General features: G+C 70.2%; 18 protein-coding genes and 1 riboswitch. Of the genes, 10 read left to right on the forward strand and 8 right to left on the reverse strand.

What is annotated here, in order from left to right; translation table 11 throughout:
* Positions 1–6 precede the first annotated feature (6 nt).
* Both ACWC09_RS30880 and ACWC09_RS30885 read left to right on the forward strand, forming a co-directional pair.
* On the forward strand, positions 7–561 hold the full coding sequence (locus ACWC09_RS30880) for a DUF485 domain-containing protein (protein ID WP_450854193.1): 555 nt from the start codon (positions 7–9) through the stop codon (positions 559–561).
* Positions 558–2,150, forward strand: a complete 1,593-nt coding sequence (locus ACWC09_RS30885) for a solute symporter family protein (RefSeq protein WP_450854194.1) — start codon at positions 558–560, stop codon at positions 2,148–2,150. The genes ACWC09_RS30880 and ACWC09_RS30885 overlap by 4 nt, the downstream gene beginning before the upstream one ends.
* A 105-nt stretch (positions 2,151–2,255) precedes the next feature.
* On the opposite strand, the gene ACWC09_RS30890 is transcribed toward ACWC09_RS30885, so the two are convergent.
* Entirely contained in the window at positions 2,256–2,948 is a 693-nt protein-coding gene (locus ACWC09_RS30890; protein ID WP_450854195.1) for a response regulator, read from the reverse strand.
* Positions 2,949–3,109: 161 nt separating this feature from the next.
* Here ACWC09_RS30890 and ACWC09_RS30895 point away from each other — a divergent pair, with 161 nt between their 5' ends.
* From ACWC09_RS30895 to ACWC09_RS30905, 3 genes are all read left to right on the forward strand, one after another.
* On the forward strand, positions 3,110–3,925 hold the full coding sequence (locus ACWC09_RS30895) for an ABC transporter ATP-binding protein (protein WP_450854196.1): 816 nt from the start codon (positions 3,110–3,112) through the stop codon (positions 3,923–3,925).
* On the forward strand, positions 3,915–4,772 hold the full coding sequence (locus ACWC09_RS30900) for an ABC transporter permease (RefSeq protein WP_450854197.1): 858 nt from the start codon (positions 3,915–3,917) through the stop codon (positions 4,770–4,772). The genes ACWC09_RS30895 and ACWC09_RS30900 overlap by 11 nt, the downstream gene beginning before the upstream one ends.
* Before the next feature lie 65 nt (positions 4,773–4,837).
* Positions 4,838–5,899: an ABC transporter substrate-binding protein gene (locus ACWC09_RS30905; protein WP_450854198.1), complete on the forward strand. Its 1,062-nt coding sequence runs from the start codon at positions 4,838–4,840 to the stop codon at positions 5,897–5,899.
* Between the two features lie 54 nt (positions 5,900–5,953).
* On the opposite strand, the gene ACWC09_RS30910 is transcribed toward ACWC09_RS30905, so the two are convergent.
* The 4 genes from ACWC09_RS30910 to ACWC09_RS30925 form a co-directional block, all read right to left on the reverse strand.
* Entirely contained in the window at positions 5,954–6,634 is a 681-nt protein-coding gene (locus ACWC09_RS30910) for a response regulator (RefSeq protein ID WP_450854199.1), read from the reverse strand.
* A complete protein-coding gene (locus ACWC09_RS30915; protein ID WP_450854200.1) occupies positions 6,631–8,301 on the reverse strand; it encodes a sensor histidine kinase in 1,671 nt (556 codons plus the stop codon). Before ACWC09_RS30915 ends, ACWC09_RS30910 begins: the two co-directional genes overlap by 4 nt.
* A gap of 70 nt (positions 8,302–8,371) precedes the next feature.
* Positions 8,372–9,313, reverse strand: a complete 942-nt coding sequence (locus ACWC09_RS30920) for a sucrase ferredoxin (RefSeq protein ID WP_450854201.1) — start codon at positions 9,311–9,313, stop codon at positions 8,372–8,374.
* A gap of 54 nt (positions 9,314–9,367) precedes the next feature.
* Entirely contained in the window at positions 9,368–10,624 is a 1,257-nt protein-coding gene (locus ACWC09_RS30925) for a citrate synthase (protein ID WP_450854202.1), read from the reverse strand.
* Positions 10,625–10,734: 110 nt separating this feature from the next.
* On the opposite strand from ACWC09_RS30925, the gene ACWC09_RS30930 reads away from it, so the two are divergent.
* Positions 10,735–11,901 carry a citrate synthase/methylcitrate synthase gene (locus ACWC09_RS30930; RefSeq protein ID WP_450854203.1) on the forward strand — a complete coding sequence of 389 codons (1,167 nt, stop codon included), beginning with the start codon at positions 10,735–10,737 and terminating at the stop codon, positions 11,899–11,901.
* A gap of 165 nt (positions 11,902–12,066) precedes the next feature.
* Here ACWC09_RS30930 and ACWC09_RS30935 read toward each other — a convergent pair whose 3' ends face one another.
* Together ACWC09_RS30935 and ACWC09_RS30940 are read right to left on the reverse strand one after the other, a co-directional pair.
* Positions 12,067–12,303 carry a hypothetical protein gene (locus ACWC09_RS30935; RefSeq protein WP_450854204.1) on the reverse strand — a complete coding sequence of 79 codons (237 nt, stop codon included), beginning with the start codon at positions 12,301–12,303 and terminating at the stop codon, positions 12,067–12,069.
* Positions 12,304–12,426: 123 nt separating this feature from the next.
* Positions 12,427–12,978: a DUF6082 family protein gene (locus tag ACWC09_RS30940; protein ID WP_450854205.1), complete on the reverse strand. Its 552-nt coding sequence runs from the start codon at positions 12,976–12,978 to the stop codon at positions 12,427–12,429.
* A 321-nt stretch (positions 12,979–13,299) separates the two neighbouring features.
* Between ACWC09_RS30940 and ACWC09_RS30945 the strand changes: the two genes are divergently transcribed.
* Positions 13,300–14,385, forward strand: a complete 1,086-nt coding sequence (locus tag ACWC09_RS30945; RefSeq protein ID WP_450854206.1) for a CobW family GTP-binding protein — start codon at positions 13,300–13,302, stop codon at positions 14,383–14,385.
* Here ACWC09_RS30945 and ACWC09_RS30950 read toward each other — a convergent pair.
* The gene (locus tag ACWC09_RS30950) at positions 14,382–16,838 is read right to left on the reverse strand and encodes a DNA gyrase/topoisomerase IV subunit A (protein ID WP_450854207.1); all 2,457 of its coding nucleotides are present in this window, start codon (positions 16,836–16,838) and stop codon (positions 14,382–14,384) included. The genes ACWC09_RS30945 and ACWC09_RS30950 overlap by 4 nt on opposite strands.
* 365 nt (positions 16,839–17,203) lie before the next feature.
* Between ACWC09_RS30950 and ACWC09_RS30955 the strand changes: the two genes are divergently transcribed.
* The 3 genes from ACWC09_RS30955 to ACWC09_RS30965 all read left to right on the forward strand — a co-directional run bounded on the left by ACWC09_RS30955 (position 17,204) and on the right by ACWC09_RS30965 (position 21,115).
* Complete coding sequence (locus ACWC09_RS30955; protein WP_450854208.1) at positions 17,204–18,598, forward strand: M16 family metallopeptidase; 1,395 nt, start codon at positions 17,204–17,206, stop codon at positions 18,596–18,598.
* Entirely contained in the window at positions 18,595–19,983 is a 1,389-nt protein-coding gene (locus ACWC09_RS30960; RefSeq protein ID WP_450854209.1) for a M16 family metallopeptidase, read from the forward strand. The genes ACWC09_RS30955 and ACWC09_RS30960 overlap by 4 nt, the downstream gene beginning before the upstream one ends.
* Before the next feature lie 191 nt (positions 19,984–20,174).
* Positions 20,175–20,338: riboswitch (cyclic di-AMP (ydaO/yuaA leader) on the forward strand.
* A 12-nt stretch (positions 20,339–20,350) separates the two neighbouring features.
* The gene (locus ACWC09_RS30965) at positions 20,351–21,115 is read left to right on the forward strand and encodes a M23 family metallopeptidase (protein ID WP_450854210.1); all 765 of its coding nucleotides are present in this window, start codon (positions 20,351–20,353) and stop codon (positions 21,113–21,115) included.
* Positions 21,116–21,163 lie beyond the last annotated feature (48 nt).

Consider the following 21,163-nt stretch of genomic DNA (forward strand, 5'->3'; position numbering starts at 1 on the left):
TTGCGCATGCAGTCAAGCAACGGTCGTCCCCGCGGAAGCGGGGGTGGCGCCGAGAGTTCGGCCGAACACCGCGAGGGCCATGACCAGGCCCGCGCCGAGGCGTCCGAGGGTATGAGATACGACGATCCGTGGTACGACGCACTCGCCTCCGGATGGGCTGAGTCCACCGCTGCCGGCGTGCCCGAGCCCCGGGCCGAACAGGCGCGCCGGGCAAGGGAAGAGCAGGCGGCGGCCGATGTCTACCTGGAGGTGCAGCGCAGCGCCGCGTTCCAGGAGGTGCGCCGTCGGTACCGGAGGTTCGTGGTGCCGGGCGTGGTCGTCGTCCTGGTCTGGTACGTGGGGTACGTCGTGACCGCCACGACCGCGCCCGGGCTGATGGCGCGACCGGTCGCGGGTGTCGTGAACGTGGCGATGCTCGCGGGACTGGGACAGTTCCTGACCACGTTCCTGCTCGCGTGGGCCTATGCGCGGCATGCGCGGCTGCGCAGGGACCGGGCCGCGCTCGACCTGCGCTGGGACACCCAGGAGCTGACCCGCTCAGTACGGGGCGGTGCTTCGTGACGGACCATCACCAGACACTGGCACTGCTGCTGTTCAGCGCGTTCGTCGCCGTCACGCTCGCGATCACGACGTGGGTGAGCCGCAGCCGGCATGGTTCGGCCGAGGAGTTCTACGCCGGCGGACGTCTTTTCTCTCCTCTGGAGAATGGTTTTGCCATCGCCGGCGACTACATGTCGGCCGCTTCCTTCCTCGGTGTCACGGGGCTCATCGCGCTGTTCGGCTACGACGGGCTGCTGTACGTGGTCGGTTTCCTCGTGGCCTGGCTGCTGGTGCTGTTCCTGGTCGCCGAACTGGTGCGCAACTGCGGGCGGTTCACGCTGGCCGACGTGGTCGCGGCGCGGATGAGCGAGCGACCGGTACGGATCGCGACGGGAACTTCCTCGGTCACCGTGTCCGTTCTCTATCTGGTGGCGCAGATGGTGGGTGCGGGCAGCCTGGTCGCGCTGCTGCTGGGAGGGACGAGCCAGGCGGCGCGGGCCTGGACCGTCATCGGCGTCGGCGCGCTCATGGTGGTCTATGTGTCGTTGGGAGGGATGCGTGCCACCACCTGGATCCAGATCGTGAAGGCGGTTCTTCTGCTGGCCGGTACGGTCGCGCTGACCGTGCTCGTCCTGCTGCGGTTCCACGGCGACATCGACCGTCTGCTGCTGACGGCGGCCGAGCGCAGCGGACACGGCGACGCGTTCCTGGCACCGGGACTGAAGTACGGCGGGAGCTGGACCGCCCGCTTCGACTTCATCAGTCTCGGGCTGGCGCTGGTGCTGGGTACAGCGGGACTGCCGCACATCCTGTCCCGCTTCTACACCGTGCCCACCGCCCGGGCGGCCCGGCGTTCGGTGCTCTGGTCGATCGGGCTCATCGGCGGCTTCTACCTGATGACGATCGTCCTCGGCTTCGGCGCGGCGGCGCTTGTGGGCCCGGAGGCGGTACGAGGGTCGAACGCGGCCGGCAACACCGCGGTCCCGCTGCTGGCGCTCAACCTGGGAGGCGGCGCGGGCTCCACCGGAGGAACGGTTCTCTTCGCGATCGTCGCCGCCATCGCCTTCGCAACGATTCTCGCCGTGGTCGCCGGGATCACGCTCGCCTCCTCGGCGTCCGTGGCCCACGACCTGTACGCGTCCCTGCGGCGCCGCCATGCCAAGCGCCGCGGCGAGGTGGCCGTGGCGCGTATGTCCTCGGTGGGCATCGGCGCGGTGGCGATCGCCCTGGGCCTGCTGGCCCGCGACCTCAACGTCGCCTTCCTGGTGGGCCTCGCCTTTGCGGTCGCAGCGTCCGCGAACCTCCCTGTGCTGATGTACTCGCTGTTCTGGCGCGGCTTCACCACCCGGGGCGCGGTATGGGCCGTATACGGCGGGCTGATCCCCGCGCTCGGGCTCGTCGTCCTGTCGCCGGTGGTGTCGGGCAGCCCCGACTCCCTCTTCCCCGGCGTCGACTTCCAGTACTTCCCGCTCCAGAACCCCGGCCTGGTCTCGATCCCGCTGGGCTTCCTCGCCGGCTGGCTCGGCACGGTCACCTCGGCCGAGGTCCCGGACGAGGCCAAGCACGCGGAGACCGAGGTGCGGTCGCTGACCGGGGCGGGAGCTGTCTAGCTTGCGAAAGTCCCGCCTGCCGCCCGCAGGGCAGGCGGGACTTTCGCAACAAGCCCTGGGAGGCGCCGCCCTCATCGTCGTACGGACTCATGAGCTGTCGTACGACTACGGCGCCACCCAGGCGTACAGGTGCTCCGGGCGGCCCGTGTCGCCGTACTTGAGGGAGAGGCGCAGGCGGCCGGCCTGTTCGAGGTGGCGGAGGTAGCGCTGGGCCGTGGAGCGGCTCAGGCCCGTCTCCGCGGCGACCTCGTGGGCCGAGAGTGGGTGGTCGGCGCGGTGCAGGACATGGCAGATGAGGTCGCTCGTCGGCTCCGTGTGGCCGCTGGGCAGGCCGGGTGAGGATGGTGCGGGGGTGGTGCGCAGGGCACCGAAGATGCGGTCCACCTGCTCCTGGCCGGCGATACCGCGGCCGCCGACCCGGTCGACGGTGCGGCGCAGGGCGGCGTAGGAGTCGAGGCGGGTGCGCAGGGCGGCGAAGGTGAACGGTTTCACCAGATAGTGCAGCGCGCCCAGGCGCATCGCGGCCTGCACGGTCGTCACATCACTCGCCGCGGTGATCATGATGACGTCGGTGCCATGGCCCTGCTCCCGCATGCGGTGGACGAGTTCGAGGCCGGTCTGGTCGGGCAGATAGTGGTCGAGCAGGACCAGATCGACGCCCCCGCGCTGCACATTGGCCAGGGCCTGGGCAGCGCTGTGCGCGCGGGCGGCCACCCGGAAGCCGGGAACCTTTCCCACGTACTTGGCGTTGATCTCGGCGACGCGGAAATCATCATCCACGACCAGGACGTCAATCATCGGGCCTCTTTCTGTCAAGGCCTGGCGAGCGTTAAGCCCATGTTTCGGCTCCGCAGTTGTAGCGCGAGCAAAACGAGCACAACAGGCTGTTGTAAGCAAAAGAACGGCATGCGCTCACAAGGCTGCTGCTGTGGCCCGGGCCACATCTACCGTCCCCGGCCATGAGCGCAGACACCAGCCCCGCCATCCAGTTGCGGGGCGCGAGCAAGATCTTCAGGACCCCGTCGGGGGGTCTGCACACTGCTGTCAGGGAGCTCGATCTCTCCGTCGGGCGTGGCGAGTTCGTGGCCGTCGTCGGACCGACCGGCTGCGGTAAGTCCACCACGTTGACCCTGGTCAGCGGGTTGGAAGAGCCCACCGAGGGCGAGGTCCTGGTCGCTGGGGAGCCGGTGCACGGCGTCGGCGACAAGGTCGGTTTCGTCTTCCAGCAGGACGCCACCTTCCCCTGGCGCACCGTCCTGTCCAACGTCATGGCCGGCCCGCGCTTCCGCGGCGTGCCCAAGCCGGAGGCGAAGCAGAAGGCGCGCGAGTGGCTGGCCCGGGTCGGTCTCGCCGCCTTCGAGGACCGCTACCCGCACCAGCTCTCCGGCGGCCAGCGCAAGCGCGTCGCGCTCGCCGCGACCTTCGTCAACGACCCCGAGATCCTGCTGATGGACGAGCCCTTCTCGGCGCTCGACGTGCAGACCCGGGCCCTGATGTCGGACGAACTGCTCGAGCTGTGGGAGGGCACGGGCGCTTCTGTCGTCTTCGTCACCCATGACCTCGAGGAGTCCATCGCGCTGGCCGACAAGGTCGTCGTGATGACCGCCGGCCCGGCCACCGTCAAGCAGGTGTTCGACATCGACCTGCCACGGCCGCGCAAGGTCGAGTCGGTGCGCCTGGAGCCGCGGTTCATCGAGATCTACCGCGAGATCTGGGAGTCCCTCGGCGAAGAGGTCCGCATCACTCGGGAGAGGGGTGCCGCGCATGTCGCCTGAGGTCCTCAGCACACCGGTCGTCGACACCGTCAAGACACCGGACCGTTCGCACTCGCGCGCGCGTGCCGCCCGCAGACGCAAGATCGTCGTCACGGTCGTCCGCGTACTGCTGCTGGTCGGCATCCTCGGCCTGTGGGAGGCGCTCTCCCGCGCGAAGGTCATCGATCCGTTCAACTTCTCGATGCCCTCGAAGATCTGGGACCAGATCTGGACCTGGGTGACCCACGGGACCGCGCTCGGCCCGCTGGGCGAGCAGATCTGGTACACGCTCTACGAGGCACTGCTCGGCTGGGTGCTCGGTGTGGCGGCCGGTGTCGTGTTCGGCATCGCCCTCGGGCGGATCTCCTTCCTCGCCGATGTCCTTGGTCCTTACATCAAGGTGCTCAACTCAATGCCGAGGATCATCCTCGCCCCGATCTTCCTGATCTGGTTCGGCCTCGGTCCGGCCTCCAAGGTCGCCTCGGCGGTGGTCCTCGTCTTCTTCCCGGTCTTCTTCAACGCCTTCCAGGGCGCCCGCGAGGTCGACCGCAATCTGGTCGCCAACGCCCGCATCCTGGGCGCCAGTGACCGCCGGGTGACCCTTCAGGTCGTCATCCCCTCGGCCACCTCGTGGATCTTCACCAGCCTCCACGTGAGCTTCGGCTTCGCGCTCATCGGCGCCATCGTCGGCGAGTACATCGGTGCCACCAGGGGCATCGGCCTGCTCGTCTCGCAGTCCCAGAACACCTTCAACGCGGCGGGTGTGTACGCCGCGATGGTCATCCTCGCCGTCGTCGCACTCGCGGCCGAGGGGCTGCTCACCTTCGTCGAGCGCCGGGTCTTCCGCTGGAAACCGACGAACTCCTAGCGCCGGCCGCCCCATCGGGCTCTGTCTCCTCCCCGCACCGCCCTCTCACAAGGACGTGAACCCTCATGCGCAAGTCCGCCAGATACACCACCCTGGCCGCCGCCGGCCTGCTCGCCCTCTCCTCCCTCACCGCCTGCGCCAACGACGCGGCCAGCAGCACCTCCGCCGACGCCGGCAGCAAGGGCGACGGCAAGGGGACGAAGGTCAAGATCATGGTCGGTGGCCTGGACAAGGTCATCTACCTCCCCGCCATGCTCACCCAGCGGCTCGGCTACTTCGACGCCGAGGGCCTCGACGTGGAGATGCTGAGCGAACCCGCCGGCGTCCAGGCCGAGACCGCGCTCGTCTCCGGGCAGGTCCAGGGTGCCGTCGGGTTCTACGACCACACGCTCGACCTGCAGACCAAGGGCAAGTCGGTCGAGTCCGTCGTGCAGTTCTCGCATGCGCCCGGCGAGGTGGAGATCGTCTCCAGCAAGGCGGCGGGCGACATCACTTCGCCCAAGGACTTCAAGGGGAAGAAGCTCGGTGTCACCAGCCTCGGCTCGTCGACCGACTTCCTCACCAAGTACCTCGCCGTCAAGAACGGTGTGAAGGTCAGCGAGTTCACGCCGGTCGCCGTCGGCGCGGGACCGACCTTCATCGCCGCGCTCCAGAAGGGCGCCATCGACGGCGGCATGACGACCGACCCCACCGTCGCCACGGTCCTGGACAAGAAGGCGGGCAAGGTCCTCCTCGACATGCGGACGCCCGAGGGGTCCCAGAAGGCGCTCGGCGGCCCCTACCCGTCGTCGAGCCTGTACATGCAGACGGACTGGGTCAACAGCCACAAGGGCACCGTCCAGAAGATGGTCAATGCATTCGTCAAGACGCTCAAGTGGATGTCCACCCACAGCGCCACCGAGATCGCCGACAAGATGCCGGCCGACTACTCCCAGGGCGACAAGGCGCTCTACGCGCAGTCCATCAAGAGCACGCTGCCCATGTTCACCAAGGACGGCGTGATGCCCGCGAACGGCCCCGCCACTGTTGAGAAGGTGCTCAAGGCGTTCAACCCCAACATCAAGAACGCCAAGGTGGATCTGAGCAAGACGTTCACTACCGAGTTCGTGGAGAAGGCCGCGGGCTGAATCCGTATGTAGAGGGGGCACGGTCCCTTCCCCCGCTCCCACCCGGCCGTGCCCTCAGGCGCGGGTCGCCCACACGTAACGGTGTTCAGGGCGGCCCGCGTCGCCGTATTTCAGGGTGAGCCTGGCCCGTCCGGTCCGCTCCAGGAGCTTCAGATAGCGCTGGGCGGTCTGGCGGCTCAGCCCGGTCCTGTCGGCGATCTCCTGGGCCGACAGCGGCCCTTCGGCGTTGATCAGAGAGCGGCGCACCAGTTCGGCGGTGGTGGGGGAGTGCCCCTTGGGCAGCCCCGGCTCCGAGGAGGCGGACAGGGCGCCGAAGATGCGGTCCACCTCGGCCTGTTCCGCCTCGCCGCCGCCATCGAGCGTGCGGCGCAGCTCCGCATACGCCTCCAGCTTGGCGCGCAGTCCCGCGAACGCGAACGGCTTGACCAGGTACTGCAGTGCGCCGTGCCGCATCGCGGCCTGCACCGTCGACACGTCCCGGGCCGCCGTCACCATGATCACGTCGGTCTGGTGACCGCGCCGGCGCATCTCCTGGACGACGGTCAGACCGGTCTCGTCGGGCAGATAGTGGTCCATGAGGACGAGGTCCAGCCGGGGCAGCTCTTCCAGCTGCCGCAGCGCCTCGGCCGCGGTGTGTGCCTCACCGGCGACATGGAAGCCGGGCACCTTCTCGACATAGGCGGCGTTGACCTGCGCCACCCTGGTGTCGTCGTCCACGACCAGGACCTCGATCATCGCGACTCCTCCCTGACGGCTGTGTCCACGGCCCCGCTCAGGGCCGCCTCGGGTGCCTGCTCGGCCAGCGCCTCGGGCAGTACGACGGTGAACTCCGCGCCGCCGCCCTCCGCCTCACGCACCGTCGCGCTGCCGCCCTGCCGTTCGGCGAGCCTGCGCACCATGGAGAGTCCGATGCCGCGCTTGCGGTGCGCGGGCGGCTCCTTGGTGGACCACCCCTCGGTGAAGATCAACTCATGCTGTTCCGCGGGGATTCCGGGCCCGGTGTCGCGCACTCTGAGGACGGCGGTACGTCCTTCGGTGTGCAACTCGACCTCCACGCGCGCGTGCGGTGTGGCCGCCACCGCGTCCAGCGCGTTGTCGACCAGGTTCCCGACGATCGTGACGAGCCCCCTGGAGTCGATCAACCGGTCCGGCAGCCGCGTCCGGTCCGACACCCACAGGGCGACTCCGCGCTCGGCCGCGACCGTCGCCTTGCCGACCAGCAGCGCGGCGAGCAGCGCGTCCTGGATCTTCTCGGTGACCTGCTCGGCAGTGGCCCGGTGGTCGCCGACCACCTCCCCCACGAACTCCACCGCGTCGTCGTACATCTCCAGTTCGAGCAGCCCGAGAAGCGTGTGCATACGGTTGGCGTGCTCATGGTCCTGGGCGCGCAGGGCGTCGATCAGGCCGCGTGTCGAGTCGAGCTCCCGGCCCAGCTGTTCCAGCTCGGTCCGGTCGCGCAGGGTGGCCACGGCGCCGCCGTCGTCGGTGGGCATACGGTTGGCGACCAGGACGCGCTGGCCGCGGACGGTGAGCAGATCGGTGCCCGTCACCCGGCCGGTCAGGATGTCGGCCGTACGCCCCTCGCCGAGCGCCTCGCCGGGGGACCGGCCCACTGCCTCCGTGTCGATGCCCAGCAGACGGTGCGCCTCGTCGTTGAGCAGGCGGATACGGCCCGCGCGGTCCAGGGCGACGACGCCCTCCCGGATGCCGTGCAGCATCGCCTCGCGCTCCGCGAGCAGCGCCGAGATGTCGGAGAAGGCCAGGTCGCGGGTCTGCCGCTGGACCCGGCGGGAGATCAGCCAGGCGGCCAGCGCGCCGACGGCCAGCGCCCCGCCGGCGTAGGCGAGCAGCCCCGGGATCGCGCTGATGAGTTCCGAGCGCACGCTGTCGTACTTGATCCCGACCGAGACCGCGCCGATGATCTCGCCGCCGGCGTCGCGAAGGGGCACCTTGCCGCGGGCCGAGCGGCCCAGAGTGCCGCTGTCGATCTCCCTGACCTGCTTGCCGGCCAGGGCCTCCTTGGGGCTGGTGGAGACGACCTGGCCGATCTGTTTCACGTTGGTGTGCGACCAGCGCACACCGCGCCGGTCCATCACCACGATGTACTCGGCGTGGGTCGCCACACGGATCCGCTCCGCCTCCTTCTGGACCGGGCCCCCGGCCGTCGGCGCGGTTCGCTGGAGGTCCTTGGCGATCTGCGGCTGTTCCGCCGTGGTCTGCGCTATGGCAAGGGCGCGGTTCATCGCCTCGTTGTCCAGCTGCTTGCTGAGCGGCGCCAGGAACAACCCGGTCGCGAGCACCGCGACCCCCGCGGCGATCGCCACCTGCATCAGCAGCACCTGCGAGAACACCCGCTTCGGCATACCGAGACGCAGGCGGCGGGCGGGGGGAGTGGGGCTCATACCCACGACGGTACGTGGGCGTGCCGGAACTGCCGTAGGGGGTGTGGCATGGATCTCTTGATCGACTGGATCAACTCGCGAGCGCCGTCGTCACCAGTTCGCGTATCTCGACGACGTCCATGCGAGCGGGCGATCCCAGGACCGACGTCCCGCAACTCTCCGGGCGGAGCGGTGCGGACGCGCCCTGGGCCACCGCCACGCGCCATCGGCGGCCGTCGGCGTGGGCGACCGTCACTTCCCAGCGCGGGGCCGCACCGCGCGTTCCCACGACGCTCAGGACGTCCGCCGCGTCCTCGCGCACGGCCGTCCGCACGGCCAGCTCGGCCGCCTGGCCGGGCCGCTCCCACGCGGAGTTCCCCCGGCACCCCTCGACGACGATCCGCCCGTCCTGCACGGAGTGCAGGACCTCCTTGACGGCGTGGGCCTGGGCGCGGCCGTACGCGTATCCGTACGGCAGCACGAGCAGCGTCGGCGAGAAGCGATGACCGCCCAGATGAGTGACCTCCCAGACCCCCTCCACGCCCGAGGCGGCCAGCTCGGCGGCGAGCGGGCGGCCCAGCAGGGCACAGCAGCGGTCGCGCTTGCCGTTGGTGCAGACGAGGGCGAGCGGGTCGCCCGAGTGCGGTCGCGCGCCCAGCACCGAGTCGAAGGTCTGGTGCTCCCCCCTGCCGAGCGCCGCGAAGTCGAGGCCGAGCAGGTCCTGCGGATCGCGGACCGTGGCGGCGTGCAGCCACACCCCACCGGGCACGGTGTGAGCCGCGTAGACCTGCCGCGCGGCGGGCGTGCCGAGATCGGCGTGGCGGCCCGGACGGCGGATGAGCGCGATGCGCACGCCCGTGCCCTTGGTGGCCGCCTCCAGGGCGCGGCCGAGTGCCGGATCGAGGTGGCTCGACGTGAGCGCCTTGGCGCCCCAGGGGCCCGGCTGCTCCAGCAGCAGCCAGGTCCGCGCGGTGGCCGCGGTTCCCGCGAGGGGCTCGTCGAGCTCCAGGGAAGCGGTTGAGCACGTACTCACAGAGGTGAGCCTAACCTGACTTGGCCCAGGGTGACTTCCGGTCGCGCCTTTGCCCTACTCCGGTAGGGGTTGCGGCGGTTTCGGGCCTACGTAGTGTCCGCTCGGGCGCATCCGCAGCGGCCGTTCGCCGTACTCCTCCAGGGCGTGCGCGATCCAGCCCGCCGTGCGAGCCACGGCGAAGATGGTCTCGCCCGCCGTGGCCGGCATGCCGCTGGACGCGGTGAGCACGGCCAGGGCCAGGTCGATGTTGGCGTGCAACGAGGTGTGACGGGCGGTGGTGGCCACGATGTCGCGGGCCGCGGCGAGGGCGGGGGCGGCTTTCGGGATCTCCTCCAGGAGGCCGAACAGGACACGCGCGCGTGGGTCCTCGCCGGTGTAGAGGCGGTGGCCGAGTCCGGGGATACGACGGCCGGCCCGCAGCTCCTCGGCGATCACGGGGCCCGCGTCGCCCTCGTCGAGCACGTCCAGCAGCATCCGGTGGGCGAGGCCGCTGGACGCCCCGTGCAGGGGGCCCTCGAGCACGCCGAGCCCCGCGGAGACGGCCGCGTAGGCGTGCGCGCGGGCCGAGGCGGCGACGCGGACCGCCAGGGTCGAGGCGGCGAGGTCGTGGTCGACGAGGAGGGCGAGAGCGGTGTCCAGGGCGCGCAGCGAGGCCTCGTCGGCGTCCCGGCCGCTCAGCCGCGACCACAGGCGGTAGGCGAGCGGGCCTTCGTCGCGGCGGTGGGTCCCCTGCTGGGGCAGGGCGGCGACCAGGGTGGGGATGAGGGTGCGCGCGGTGCCCAGGACGGCCTCCTCGGAGAGGTCGAAACGCAAGGGGTCCGCGGTCGCGGCGGCGATCGCCGCGACCCTCAACCGGTCGGTGGGACTGGTGTGTTCGGGCATGCCGTCGACCACGCGACGGGCCACGGCGACCCCGGCCTCCGGTGCGATGAAGGTCGTACCGTGCCTCATGCGGCCGGTCCACAGCCACTCGGCGACCTCTTCGTAGGAATGGCGGGTGGCCAGGGCGGTGGCGTCGACGCCACGGAAGTAGTACCGGTCCTTCTCGATGAGCGTGATGCGGGTCCGTACGGACAGCTCGCCGCCGGAGCCCGGACTCCCGCTGCTCTCCCGCCTGTTGCGCCGGGCGAGCGCCTCCACCTCCCTGCCGTCGAAGGTGCTGCCGCGGCCGCCGGGCGCGCGTCGGCTGCTGAGCTGGCCGCGGCTCACGTACGCGTACACGGTCTCGGGCTTCACGCCCAGCAGTTCGGCGGCTTCCTTCGTGGTCAGCCGCTGTTCGGCGGGACCGGGGGAGGGCTCTTGATCGCGCATGGGGTCACCGTATCGGCATAACGACGTATGGATGCTGAGCATTGATTCAATCAATATTGACAGCGTGATATTCAATCATGGACAGTCGAATCAAGTTCAGGGAGGAAATCATGCCCGTCAACAGGTCAGCAGCCGTCACTGTCGACGTACCGCGAGGTCTCGCCGGCGTAGTCGTCACCGACACCGAGATCGGGGACGTCCGGGGGCTCGAGGGCTTCTACCACTACCGCCAGTACTCGGCCGTCGAACTCGCGCAGACCCGCGGCTTCGAGGACGTCTGGCATCTCCTGGTCCACGGCGAACTGCCGGACGCCGCACAGCGTGCCGCCTTCGCCTCCGAGGCGGCGGGCCTGCGGCGGCTGCCCGACGAGGTGCGGGCGGCGCTGCCCGCCATCGCGGCGGCGAGCGGAGGGTCCGGCCCGCTGGCCGGCATGCGCACCGCCCTGTCGCTGCTCGGGGCGGCGAAGGGCTTCCGGCCGGTCTACGACAGCGCGGCGGACGAACGCCGGCGGGACACGGTCGTGGCCGCGGCGGCCGTGCCGACGCTGCTCACCGCGCTGCATCGGCTGGGGCGCGGACTTGATCCGGTGGAGCCGCGCGACGACCTCTCCTACGCGGCCAACTACCTCTATATGCTCACGGGTTCGGAGCCCGACCCGAAGCACGCCCGGGCGATCGAGCAATACTTGATCTCAACCATTGATCACGGCTTCAACGCATCAACCTTCACGGCGCGGGTCATCGCGTCGACGGGGGCGGACGTGGCGGCGTGCCTCGTCGGAGCGGTGGGGGCGCTCTCCGGTCCGCTCCACGGTGGCGCGCCCAGCCGTGCGCTGGACACCCTGGACGCCATCGGCACGCCCGACCGCATCGACGCGTGGATCCGCGAACGCGTCCTCGCCGGTGACCGCATCATGGGCTTCGGACATGCCGTCTACCGCACGGAGGACCCCCGTTCGCGCATGCTGCGGGAGGTGGCCGAGAGCTTCGGTGGCCCGCGTGTGGAGTTCGCGGTGGAGGTCGAGCGCCATGTGGAGGCGATCCTGGCCGAGCTGAAGCCGGGGCGCGAGCTGCACACGAACGTCGAGTTCTACGCGGGCGTGGTCATGGAACTCTGCGGCCTGCCACGCGAGATGTTCACGCCGACGTTCGCGGCGGCACGGGTGGTGGGCTGGAGTGCGAACGTGCTGGAACAGGCGGAGGACTCGAAGATCATTCGGCCGGTGGCGCGGTATGTGGGGGCGGAGGCGCCGGTGGCGGTGCCGAGGGCGGCCTGAGGCACACGTGCGGCCCGGTGCTTCTGGCGCCGGGCCTACAGGAGGGCTGAGCAGGGTATGGGGTCTCGTGCTGCTCGAACGTGCCCCGATGCCGCTCTTCGGTGGAGTGCGGTGGGGCGGTGCGACGGGAAACGGGTCGGGCGGTTCATCGCCCGCGGCATGCCGTCATGCGTCGGGAATATCGGCCTTTGCGCGGATCAGTGTCTCCCGGCTCACGATGACGATCCGTTCGTAGTCGGCGCGAGCCGCGTCAGCGGGCAGCTCGCTGTCGAGCACCGCCGTGGCCTCGGTCCCGATGACGGCGAAGTTGCCGTCGCTGAGCTCAAAGATGTCTGGGCAGGTGTCGCCGGACAGACTGCCACGTTCGCGTGGAGACGCACCGATGCGGCGCACGATTTTCAACGGGATCCCGGTCCTTGGGGGCTCGGATGGTAATGGCGCAGCAAGATTAGCCCCTTGAGACGGCTGTCATCGCGCGGGTCGGCGGAGTCGTATGTGACGTTCTCGCGCTCCCGTTCGGACCAACTAGCCCTCCTCCGCAGGTGGTTCACCGACAACCCACCATTCGTCGGTGTCGGCGTCGTCCAGATCCTGGATGATGCCGTCCACCATTCGGCCCACGCGGGCTTCCTCCGACTCGCTCCGCAGGCTCGCGCGGTGCTCCGTGTGTACCTTCCAGTAATCGCGGAAGATCGTGTTCGTGCAGATCACCCGAAGGTGACCGTGCAGTTCCTCCCAGTTGACGACGCCGGTGCGATAGGCGAGCAGCGCGTTGGTGTACATGGCGTGGGCGAACAGGTACTGGCGACGCTGGATCGGCGACTCGATCTCGACGGTGCTGTAGACGGCCGCGAGGTCGGCATCGTCCATGGCCTTGCACAACAGGGAGAACTGGAGGCGCTGTTGCTCGGTCAGCACGGCCTGGCGATCGTCGCGTTCCACTGCGGCGATCCGCAGCAGCAGTTCGTCGTAGCGTCGTTGCTGGGCGGCCAGCGCCAGGAGTGCCCCCGCGGCGAAGGCGAGTCCTGCGGCGGCCGCGCAGCCCAGGCCGCGCGTCCCAAAGTTCCGTGTGGCCATGTCAACCCCCGAATCAGGCGGCCGTCCGCCGGTCGTCGGGGTGCGGGTCGACTGATGGGGACCGGCGAGCGGTGGGCGGCGCTTGCCGTCTCCCAGGGTGCCGAGCGGCTCTGATCGGCAGGGAGGCGGAGAGGCGGCGCACGGAGGGAAGCGAGGGTCGCACGCTCCGGCGCCTTGCCCAACGTCTGCCCCGCAAGTGCTGCTAACAATCGTTCACTTAGCGGGGATTCTTACGGCTCGTATCCTGGTCCGGCATGGAAAGCTCGTACGTGCGCCGCAGCCGCGATCCGGTGCACGCGTCGGTGTGAGAGGGGTCGCACGTTGCGTCAGCCGAGCCATGGTGTCCGGCAGATCCCGGTCGTCGTACTCGCCGGATTCCTGGGTTCCGGCAAGACCACCCTCCTCAACCATCTCCTCCACCGCAGCGGCGGCAGCCGTATCGGCGCCATCGTCAACGACTTCGGTGCCATCGAGATCGATGCCATGGCCGTCGCGGGGGCGCTCGGCGACTCCACCGTCTCCCTCGGGAACGGGTGTCTGTGCTGTGCCGTCGACGCGAGTGAACTCGACCTGTATCTCGAACGGCTCGCCCGGCCCTCCGCCCGCATCGACGTCATCGTCATCGAGGCGAGCGGACTCGCCGAGCCCCAGGAGCTCGTGCGCATGCTGCTCGCCAGCGAGCACCCGGGGATCGTCTACGGCGGTCTCGTCGAGGTCGTCGATGCCGTCGAGTTCGACGAGACCCGTGCCCGGCATCCGGAGATCGATCGGCATCTCGGGCTCGCCGACCTCGTCGTCGTCAACAAACTCGATCGGGCCGGTGACGACGGTGAGCGGGTGCTCGGGCTGGTCCGGTCCCTCGTCGACCGAGGCGTCGTCGTGCCGGCCGCCTACGGCCGTATCGACCCCGAGTTCCTCTTCGACTGCCGGCCCAGCGAGGAGCGCATCGGGCAGCTCTCCTTCGACGACCTGCACGATCACACCGAAGACGGGCGCGACGGGCACGACGGACACCAGGGGCATCTGCACGGCGCGTACGACAGCCTGTCCTTCAGCTCCGAAGTGCCCCTGGACCCCCGCCGGTTGATGGAGTTCCTCGACAGCCGGCCCGAGGGGCTGTACCGGATCAAGGGGTACGTCGACTTCGGCGCGTACGACGTCCGCAACCGCTACGCCGTGCACGCCGTGGGGCCTTTCCTGCGCTTCTACCCGGAGGCCTGGGCACCCGAGGACGTCCGCCTCACCCAGCTCGTCCTGATCGGCTCCGGTATCGACGCACCCGCCCTCGGCAAGGAGTTGGAGACCTGCAGGAGCGACGCCCCGCACACCGCCGACGAGCACGGTATGTGGGGCGTCCTGCGCTACGTACAGGAGCCGGAGGGCGACCTCGTCGAGCCGTCGGCCTAGACCGGCCCCGCCACCACCGCCACCGTCTTCGGCAGTGACACGCCCGAGCCGTCGCGGCGCGGGTCGATCTCGGGGAGGTCGGCCGGGGTGCCGTTCTTCTGGGCCGCCTTGGCCGGGACCGTGCCGGCCCAGGCCAGGGACAGGCAGTCCTCGCCCTTCAGGAAGCGCTGGCAGCGGACGCCGCCCGTGGCGCGGCCCTTGCGCGGGTACTGGTCGAACGGGGTCAGCTTGGCCGTCGTCTGGACCGAGTCGTCGAGGGTTCCTCGGGAGCCCGCGACCGTGAAGACGACCGCGTCCGCAGCCGGGTCCACCGCCGTGAAGGAGATCACCTTCGCGCCCTCGGTGAGCTTGATGCCCGCCATGCCGCCCGCCGGGCGGCCCTGGGGGCGGACCTGCGCGGCCTGGTAGCGCAGCAGTTGGGCGTCGTCGGTGATGAAGACCAGGTCCTCCTCGCCGGTGCGCAACTCGACCGCGCCGACGATGCGGTCGCCCTCCTTGAGCGTGATGACCTCCAACTCCTCCTTGTTGGACGGGTAGTCGGGCACCACGCGCTTGACCACGCCCTGTTCGGTGCCGAGGGCGAGGCCGGGGGAGGACTCGTCGAGCGTGATCAGGCAGATCACCGTCTCGTCGTCCTCCAGGGAGAGGAACTCCGAGAGGGGCGCACCGCCCGAGAGGTTCGGCGCCGACGCCGTGTCCGGGAGCTGCGGGAGGTCGACGACGTTGATCCGCAGCAGTCGGCCGGAGGAGGTCACGGCGCCGATCTCGCCGCGGGCCGTCGCCGGGACCGCCGAGACGATCACGTCGTGCTTCACGCGCCTGGCGTCCTCGTCCTCCGGGAAGGGCTCGCCGTTCGACGTACGGGCCAGCAGACCCGTCGAGGACAGCAGCACCCGGCACGGGTCGTCCGCGACCTGCAGCGGCACGGTGGCCGCCGGGGCGCCCGACGCCTCCAGCAGGACCGTACGCCGGTCGGTGCCGAACTTCTTGGCCACGGCGGCCAGTTCGGAGGAGACCAGCTTGCGCAGCTCCGCGTCCGAGTCGAGGATCCGGGTCAGCTCGGCGATCTCCGCGTTGAGCCGGTCCTTCTCGGACTCCAGCTCGATGCGGTCGTACCTGGTGAGGCGCCGCAGCGGGGTGTCCAGGATGTACTGCGTCTGGATCTCCGACAGCGAGAAGCGTTCCATCAGGCGCTCCTTGGCCTGCGCGCTGTTCTCGCTGGAGCGGATCAGACGGATGACCTCGTCGATGTCGACGAGGGCGGTGAGCAGACCCTCCACCAGGTGCAGTCGGTCGCGGCGCTTGGTGCGGCGGAACTCGCTGCGGCGGCGCACGACCTCGAAGCGGTGGTCGAGGTAGACCTCCAGGAGCTCCTTGAGGCCGAGCGTCAGTGGCTGGCCGTCCACCAGCGCCACGTTGTTGATGCCGAAGGACTCCTCCATCGGCGTCAGCTTGTACAGCTGCTCCAGGACGGCCTCCGGCACGAAGCCGTTCTTGATCTCGATGACCAGGCGCAGGCCGTGCGCGCGGTCGGTGAGGTCCTTGACGTCGGCGATGCCCTGGATCTTCTTGGAGCCGACCAGGTCCTTGATCTTGGCGATGACCTTTTCGGGGCCGACCGTGAACGGCAGTTCGGTGATGACCAGGCCCTTGCGGCGCGCGGTGACGGTCTCGACCTCGACCGTGGCGCGGATCTTGAAGGTGCCGCGGCCCGTCTCGTACGCGTCCCGGATGCCGGAGAGACCGACGATCCGGCCGCCCGTGGGCAGGTCGGGGCCCGGGACGTGCCTCATCAGGGTGTCCAGATCCGCGTTCGGGTAGCGGATCAGGTGGCGGGCGGCCGCGATGACCTCGGAGAGGTTGTGCGGGGGCATGTTGGTCGCCATGCCGACCGCGATGCCGGACGAGCCGTTGACCAGCAGGTTCGGGAAGGCGGCCGGCAGGGCGACCGGCTCCTGCTCCTGGCCGTCGTAGTTGGGCGCGAAGTCGACCGTGTCCTCGTCGATCGACTCCGTCATCAGGCTGGTCGCCTGGGCCTGGCGGCACTCCGTGTACCGCATGGCGGCCGGCGGGTCGTCGTTGCCCAGCGAGCCGAAGTTGCCGTGGCCGTCGACGAGCGGCACGCGCATGGAGAACGGCTGGGCCATGCGCACCAGGGCGTCGTAGATCGACGCGTCGCCGTGCGGGTGCAGCTTGCCCATGACCTCGCCGACCACGCGCGCGCACTTCACATAGCCGCGGTCGGGGCGCAGGCCCATCTCGTTCATCTGGTAGACGATGCGGCGGTGCACCGGCTTGAGGCCGTCGCGGGCGTCCGGCAGGGCGCGGGAGTAGATGACCGAGTACGCGTACTCGAGGAAGGAGCCCTGCATCTCGTCGACGACGTCGATGTCGAGGATCCGCTCCTCGAACGAGTCGTCGGGCGGCGGGGTCTTCGTGCTGCGGCGGGCCATCGCTGCCGGCTCCTCTTTTCTGGTCACTCGCCTACGGGGCGCTCACGTCGGTGTCGAGCGGCCGACCGTGCTCAGCCCTGCGGGCCTCCGCGCGCTCGTCCGCTCGACACCGACGCGCCCCTTCGGCTCGCTCGTGCTGAAGCGTGAACGGGTTCTGACGCGACCATTGTGGACCGCGGCACTGACAACGCGGACGAGGACCTGGCGTCGGCCTCGGTTCCCGGTGTGGCGGAAGGCTACGCGATCCGCTGTGGGCGTACGTCCCGCGGGAACTTCGCCGAGGGTCCGCACGCTTGCATACAGTGGCAGGACCGGCAGGAAAACCGCGGTTTCCACCACCGCATCCGCGAGGCGAAGGGACGTACATGCCCATGGGTCACACGGCCACAGACCAGGCAGGCTCCGGGGGCCTGACAGCGATCGAGCACCGCCTGGCCAACGGGCTGCGCGTGGTGCTCTCCGAGGACCACCTGACCCCGGTCGCGGCGGTGTGCCTCTGGTACGACGTCGGCTCGCGTCACGAAGTCAAAGGCCGTACCGGCCTGGCTCACCTCTTCGAGCACCTGATGTTCCAGGGCTCGGGCCAGGTGAAGGGCAACGGCCACTTCGAGCTGGTGCAAGGCGCCGGCGGCTCGCTGAACGGCACCACCAGTTTCGAGCGCACCAACTACTTCGAGACCATGCCCACCCACCAGCTGGAGCTCGCCCTCTGGCTGGAGGCCGACCGCATGGGCTCCCTGCTCGCGGCCCTGGACGACGAGTCCATGGAGAACCAGCGGGACGTCGTCAAGAACGAGCGCCGACAGCGCTATGACAACGTGCCCTACGGCACGGCGTTCGAGAAGCTCACCGCCCTCGCCTACCCGGAGGGCCACCCCTACCACCACACCCCGATCGGATCCATGGCCGACCTGGACGCGGCCACCCTGGAGGACGCGCGCGCGTTCTTCCGCACCTACTACGCGCCGGGCAACGCCGTCCTGTCGGTCGTCGGCGACATCGACCCGGAGCAGACGCTCGCCTGGATCGAGAAGTACTTCGGCTCCATCGCCTCGCACGACGGCAAGCCCGCCCCGCGCGACGGCTCGCTGCCGGAGGTCATCGGCGAGCAGCTGCGCGAGGTCGTCCAGGAGGAGGTCCCCGCGCGCGCGTTGATGGCCGCCTACCGGCTGCCGCACGACGGCACGCGCGAGGCGGACGCGGCCGACGTGGCGCTGACCATCCTCGGTGGCGGCGAGTCCTCCCGCCTCTACAACCGCCTCGTGCGCCGCGACCGTACGGCCGTCGCCGCCGGCTTCGGTCTGCTGCGTCTGGCCGGAGCGCCCTCCCTGGGCTGGCTGGACGTCAAGACCTCCGGTGACGTCGAGGTGCCGGTCATCGAGACCGCCATCGACGAGGAGCTCGCCCGGTTCGCCGAGGAGGGCCCCACGGCCGAGGAAATGGAGCGCGCCCAGGCCCAGTTGGAGCGCGAGTGGCTGGACCGGCTCGGCACGGTCGCGGGCCGCGCGGACGAACTGTGCCGGTTCGCCGTCCTGTTCGGCGACCCGCAGCTCGCCCTGACCGCCGTCCAGCGTGTGCTGTCGGTGACGGCCGAGGAGGTCCAGGAGGTCGCCAAGGCCCGCCTGCGCCCCGACAACCGCGCGGTGCTCGTCTACGAGCCGCTCGCCGGAGAGATCGCAGAGGACGCAGATCCCCCGGAGGACCCCGAGGCCGAGGCCACGGTCGAAGCCGGCGACAAGAACGAGGAGGCGGCCAAGTGACCGAGCTCGCCACGATGGAGTTCCACCCGCAGCCCCAGGCCGGCGAAGCCAGGCCGTGGGCGTTCCCTGCGCCCGAGCGCGGCGCGCTCGACAACGGCCTGACGCTCCTGCGCTGCCACCGCCCCGGCCAGCAGGTCGTCGCCGTCGAGGTGCTCCTCGACGCGCCCCTGGACGCCGAGCCGGCCGGCTTCGACGGTGTCGCCACGATCATGGCGCGCGCCTTCTCCGAGGGCACCGACAAGCACTCCGCCGAGGAGTTCGCCGCCGAACTGGAGCGCTGCGGCGCCACCTTGGACGCGCACGCCGACCACCCCGGCGTCCGCCTCAGCCTGGAGGTCCCGGCCTCCCGGCTCGCCAAGGCGCTCGGTCTGCTCGCCGACGCCCTCAGGGCGCCCGCGTTCGCCGACAGCGAGGTCGAGCGGCTCGTCCGCAACCGTCTGGACGAGATCCCGCACGAGCTGGCCAACCCCTCCCGCCGTGCCGCCAAGGAGCTCTCCCGGCAGCTGTTCCCGGCGACCTCGCGCATGTCGCGCCCGCGCCAGGGCACCGAGGAGACGGTCGAGAAGATCGACGCGGCGGCCGTACGAGCCTTCTACGACCGTCATGTCCGGCCCGCGACGGCCACCGCCGTGGTCGTCGGCGACCTCAGCGGCGTCGACCTGGACGCACTGCTCGGCGAGACCCTGGGCGCCTGGACCGGCTCGAAGGCCGAGCCCCGCCCGGTGCCCGCGGTGACCGCCGACGACACCGGTCGCGTGATCATCGTGGACCGTCCCGGTGCCGTCCAGACGCAGCTGCTCATCGGCCGTGTCGGCGCCGACCGGCACGACCGGGTGTGGCCCGCGCAGGTGCTCGGCACGTACTGCCTCGGCGGCACTCTCACCTCCCGCCTGGACCGAGTCCTGCGCGAGGAGAAGGGCTACACCTACGGGGTGCGCGCGTTCGGGCAGGTCCTCAGGTCCGCCCCGGACGGCACCGGCGCGTCGATGCTCGCCATCAGCGGTTCCGTGGACACCCCGAACACCGGTCCCGCCCTGGACGACCTCTGGAAGGTGCTCCGTACGCTCGCCGAGGGCGGCCTCACCGACGCCGAGCGGGACGTCGCCGTACAGAACCTCGTCGGTGTGGCGCCGCTCAAGTACGAGACCGCGGCGGCCGTCGCGGGCACGCTGGCCGACCAGGTCGAGCAGCACCTGCCCGACGACTACCAGGCGACGCTGTACCAGCAGCTCGCCGCGACCGGCACCGTGGAGGCCACAGCGGCGGCCGTGAACGCCTTCCCGGTGGACCGTCTGGTGACCGTGCTCGTCGGTGACGCGGCCGAGATCAAGGAGCCCGTCGAGGCCCTCGGTATCGGTGAAGTCACCGTGGTGTCGGCCGAGTAGCGGCACGCGCGCGCAGGGGCCCTGGTGACGGATGCGTCACCAGGGCCCCCGTATGTCCGAATTGGGGCGGAGGTTGCCTGTCTGCCCTGTGGGATGCGCTACAAACACCGTGATCCGTTTGGGGATTGAAAGCGGCCCCGCTTAGCGTCGTCCGGGCTGTCCGTCAGGCACCGCGCCGCACCCGCGGCACCGGACAGCCATCGCCGAGTCCCCGTACGGCGCGAGCCAGGGGAGCCGGGGACCCACGTAGTCCCTGGGGTGAATCGGACGCCCGCGCAAGCCGCGAGGGGGTCCGTAGGAGACCTTCCTGCTCCGAACCCGTCAGCTAACCCGGTAGGCGAGAGGGAAGGAAAGGACCAGCCACTACATGGCGTTCATGTGCGCCACCGGGAAGCACCGTCGTCCCAGCCGCGTCAAGCGCGGTACCGCCGCGGCCGCCGGCGTCGCGGCCCTCGCCACCACCGGCGTGATCGGTACCCTCGCGGCCCCCGCGCTCGCCGCGGAGAACTCCGTCGAGCAGACCGGTCTCACCCCCGTCATCACCATCGGTGACTCGATCGCCGCCAAGATCGACGCCCAGGCCGACGCGCAGAAGCAGGCCGCGGAGGAGACCGCCCGTAAGAAGGCCGCCGCGGAAGCCGCGCGCAAGAAGGCCGAGGCGAAGGCCAAGGCGGAGCGTGAGGCCAAGGAGCGCGCCGCCCGCGAGGCCGAGCGCAAGCGCCTCAACACCTTCGTCGCCCCGATCGCCAACTCGTATGTCTCCACGGGCTACAAGACCGGCGGCTCCCTGTGGTCCTCCGGCAGCCACACCGGCATCGACTTCCACGCGGCGAGCGGCACCGTCGTCCACGCGGTCGGCTCCGGCACGGTCGTGCAGACCGGGTGGGGCGGCGCCTACGGCAACCAGATCGTGATCAAGATGGCCGACGGCACGTACACCCAGTACGGCCATCTGTCCTCCATCGGCGTCTCGGTCGGCCAGCAGGTGACTCCGGGCCAGCAGATCGGCCTCTCCGGCTCGACCGGCAACACCACCGGACCGCACCTGCACTTCGAGGCCCGCACGACTCCCGAGTACGGCTCGGACATCGACCCCGTCGCCTACCTGCGCTCGCACGGCGTGAACGTCTGACGACGGACCGCAAGATCTACCGAAACCCCGGCTCCTGGAGCCGGGGTT

The organism is Streptomyces sp. NPDC001617 (genome assembly GCF_053596855.1).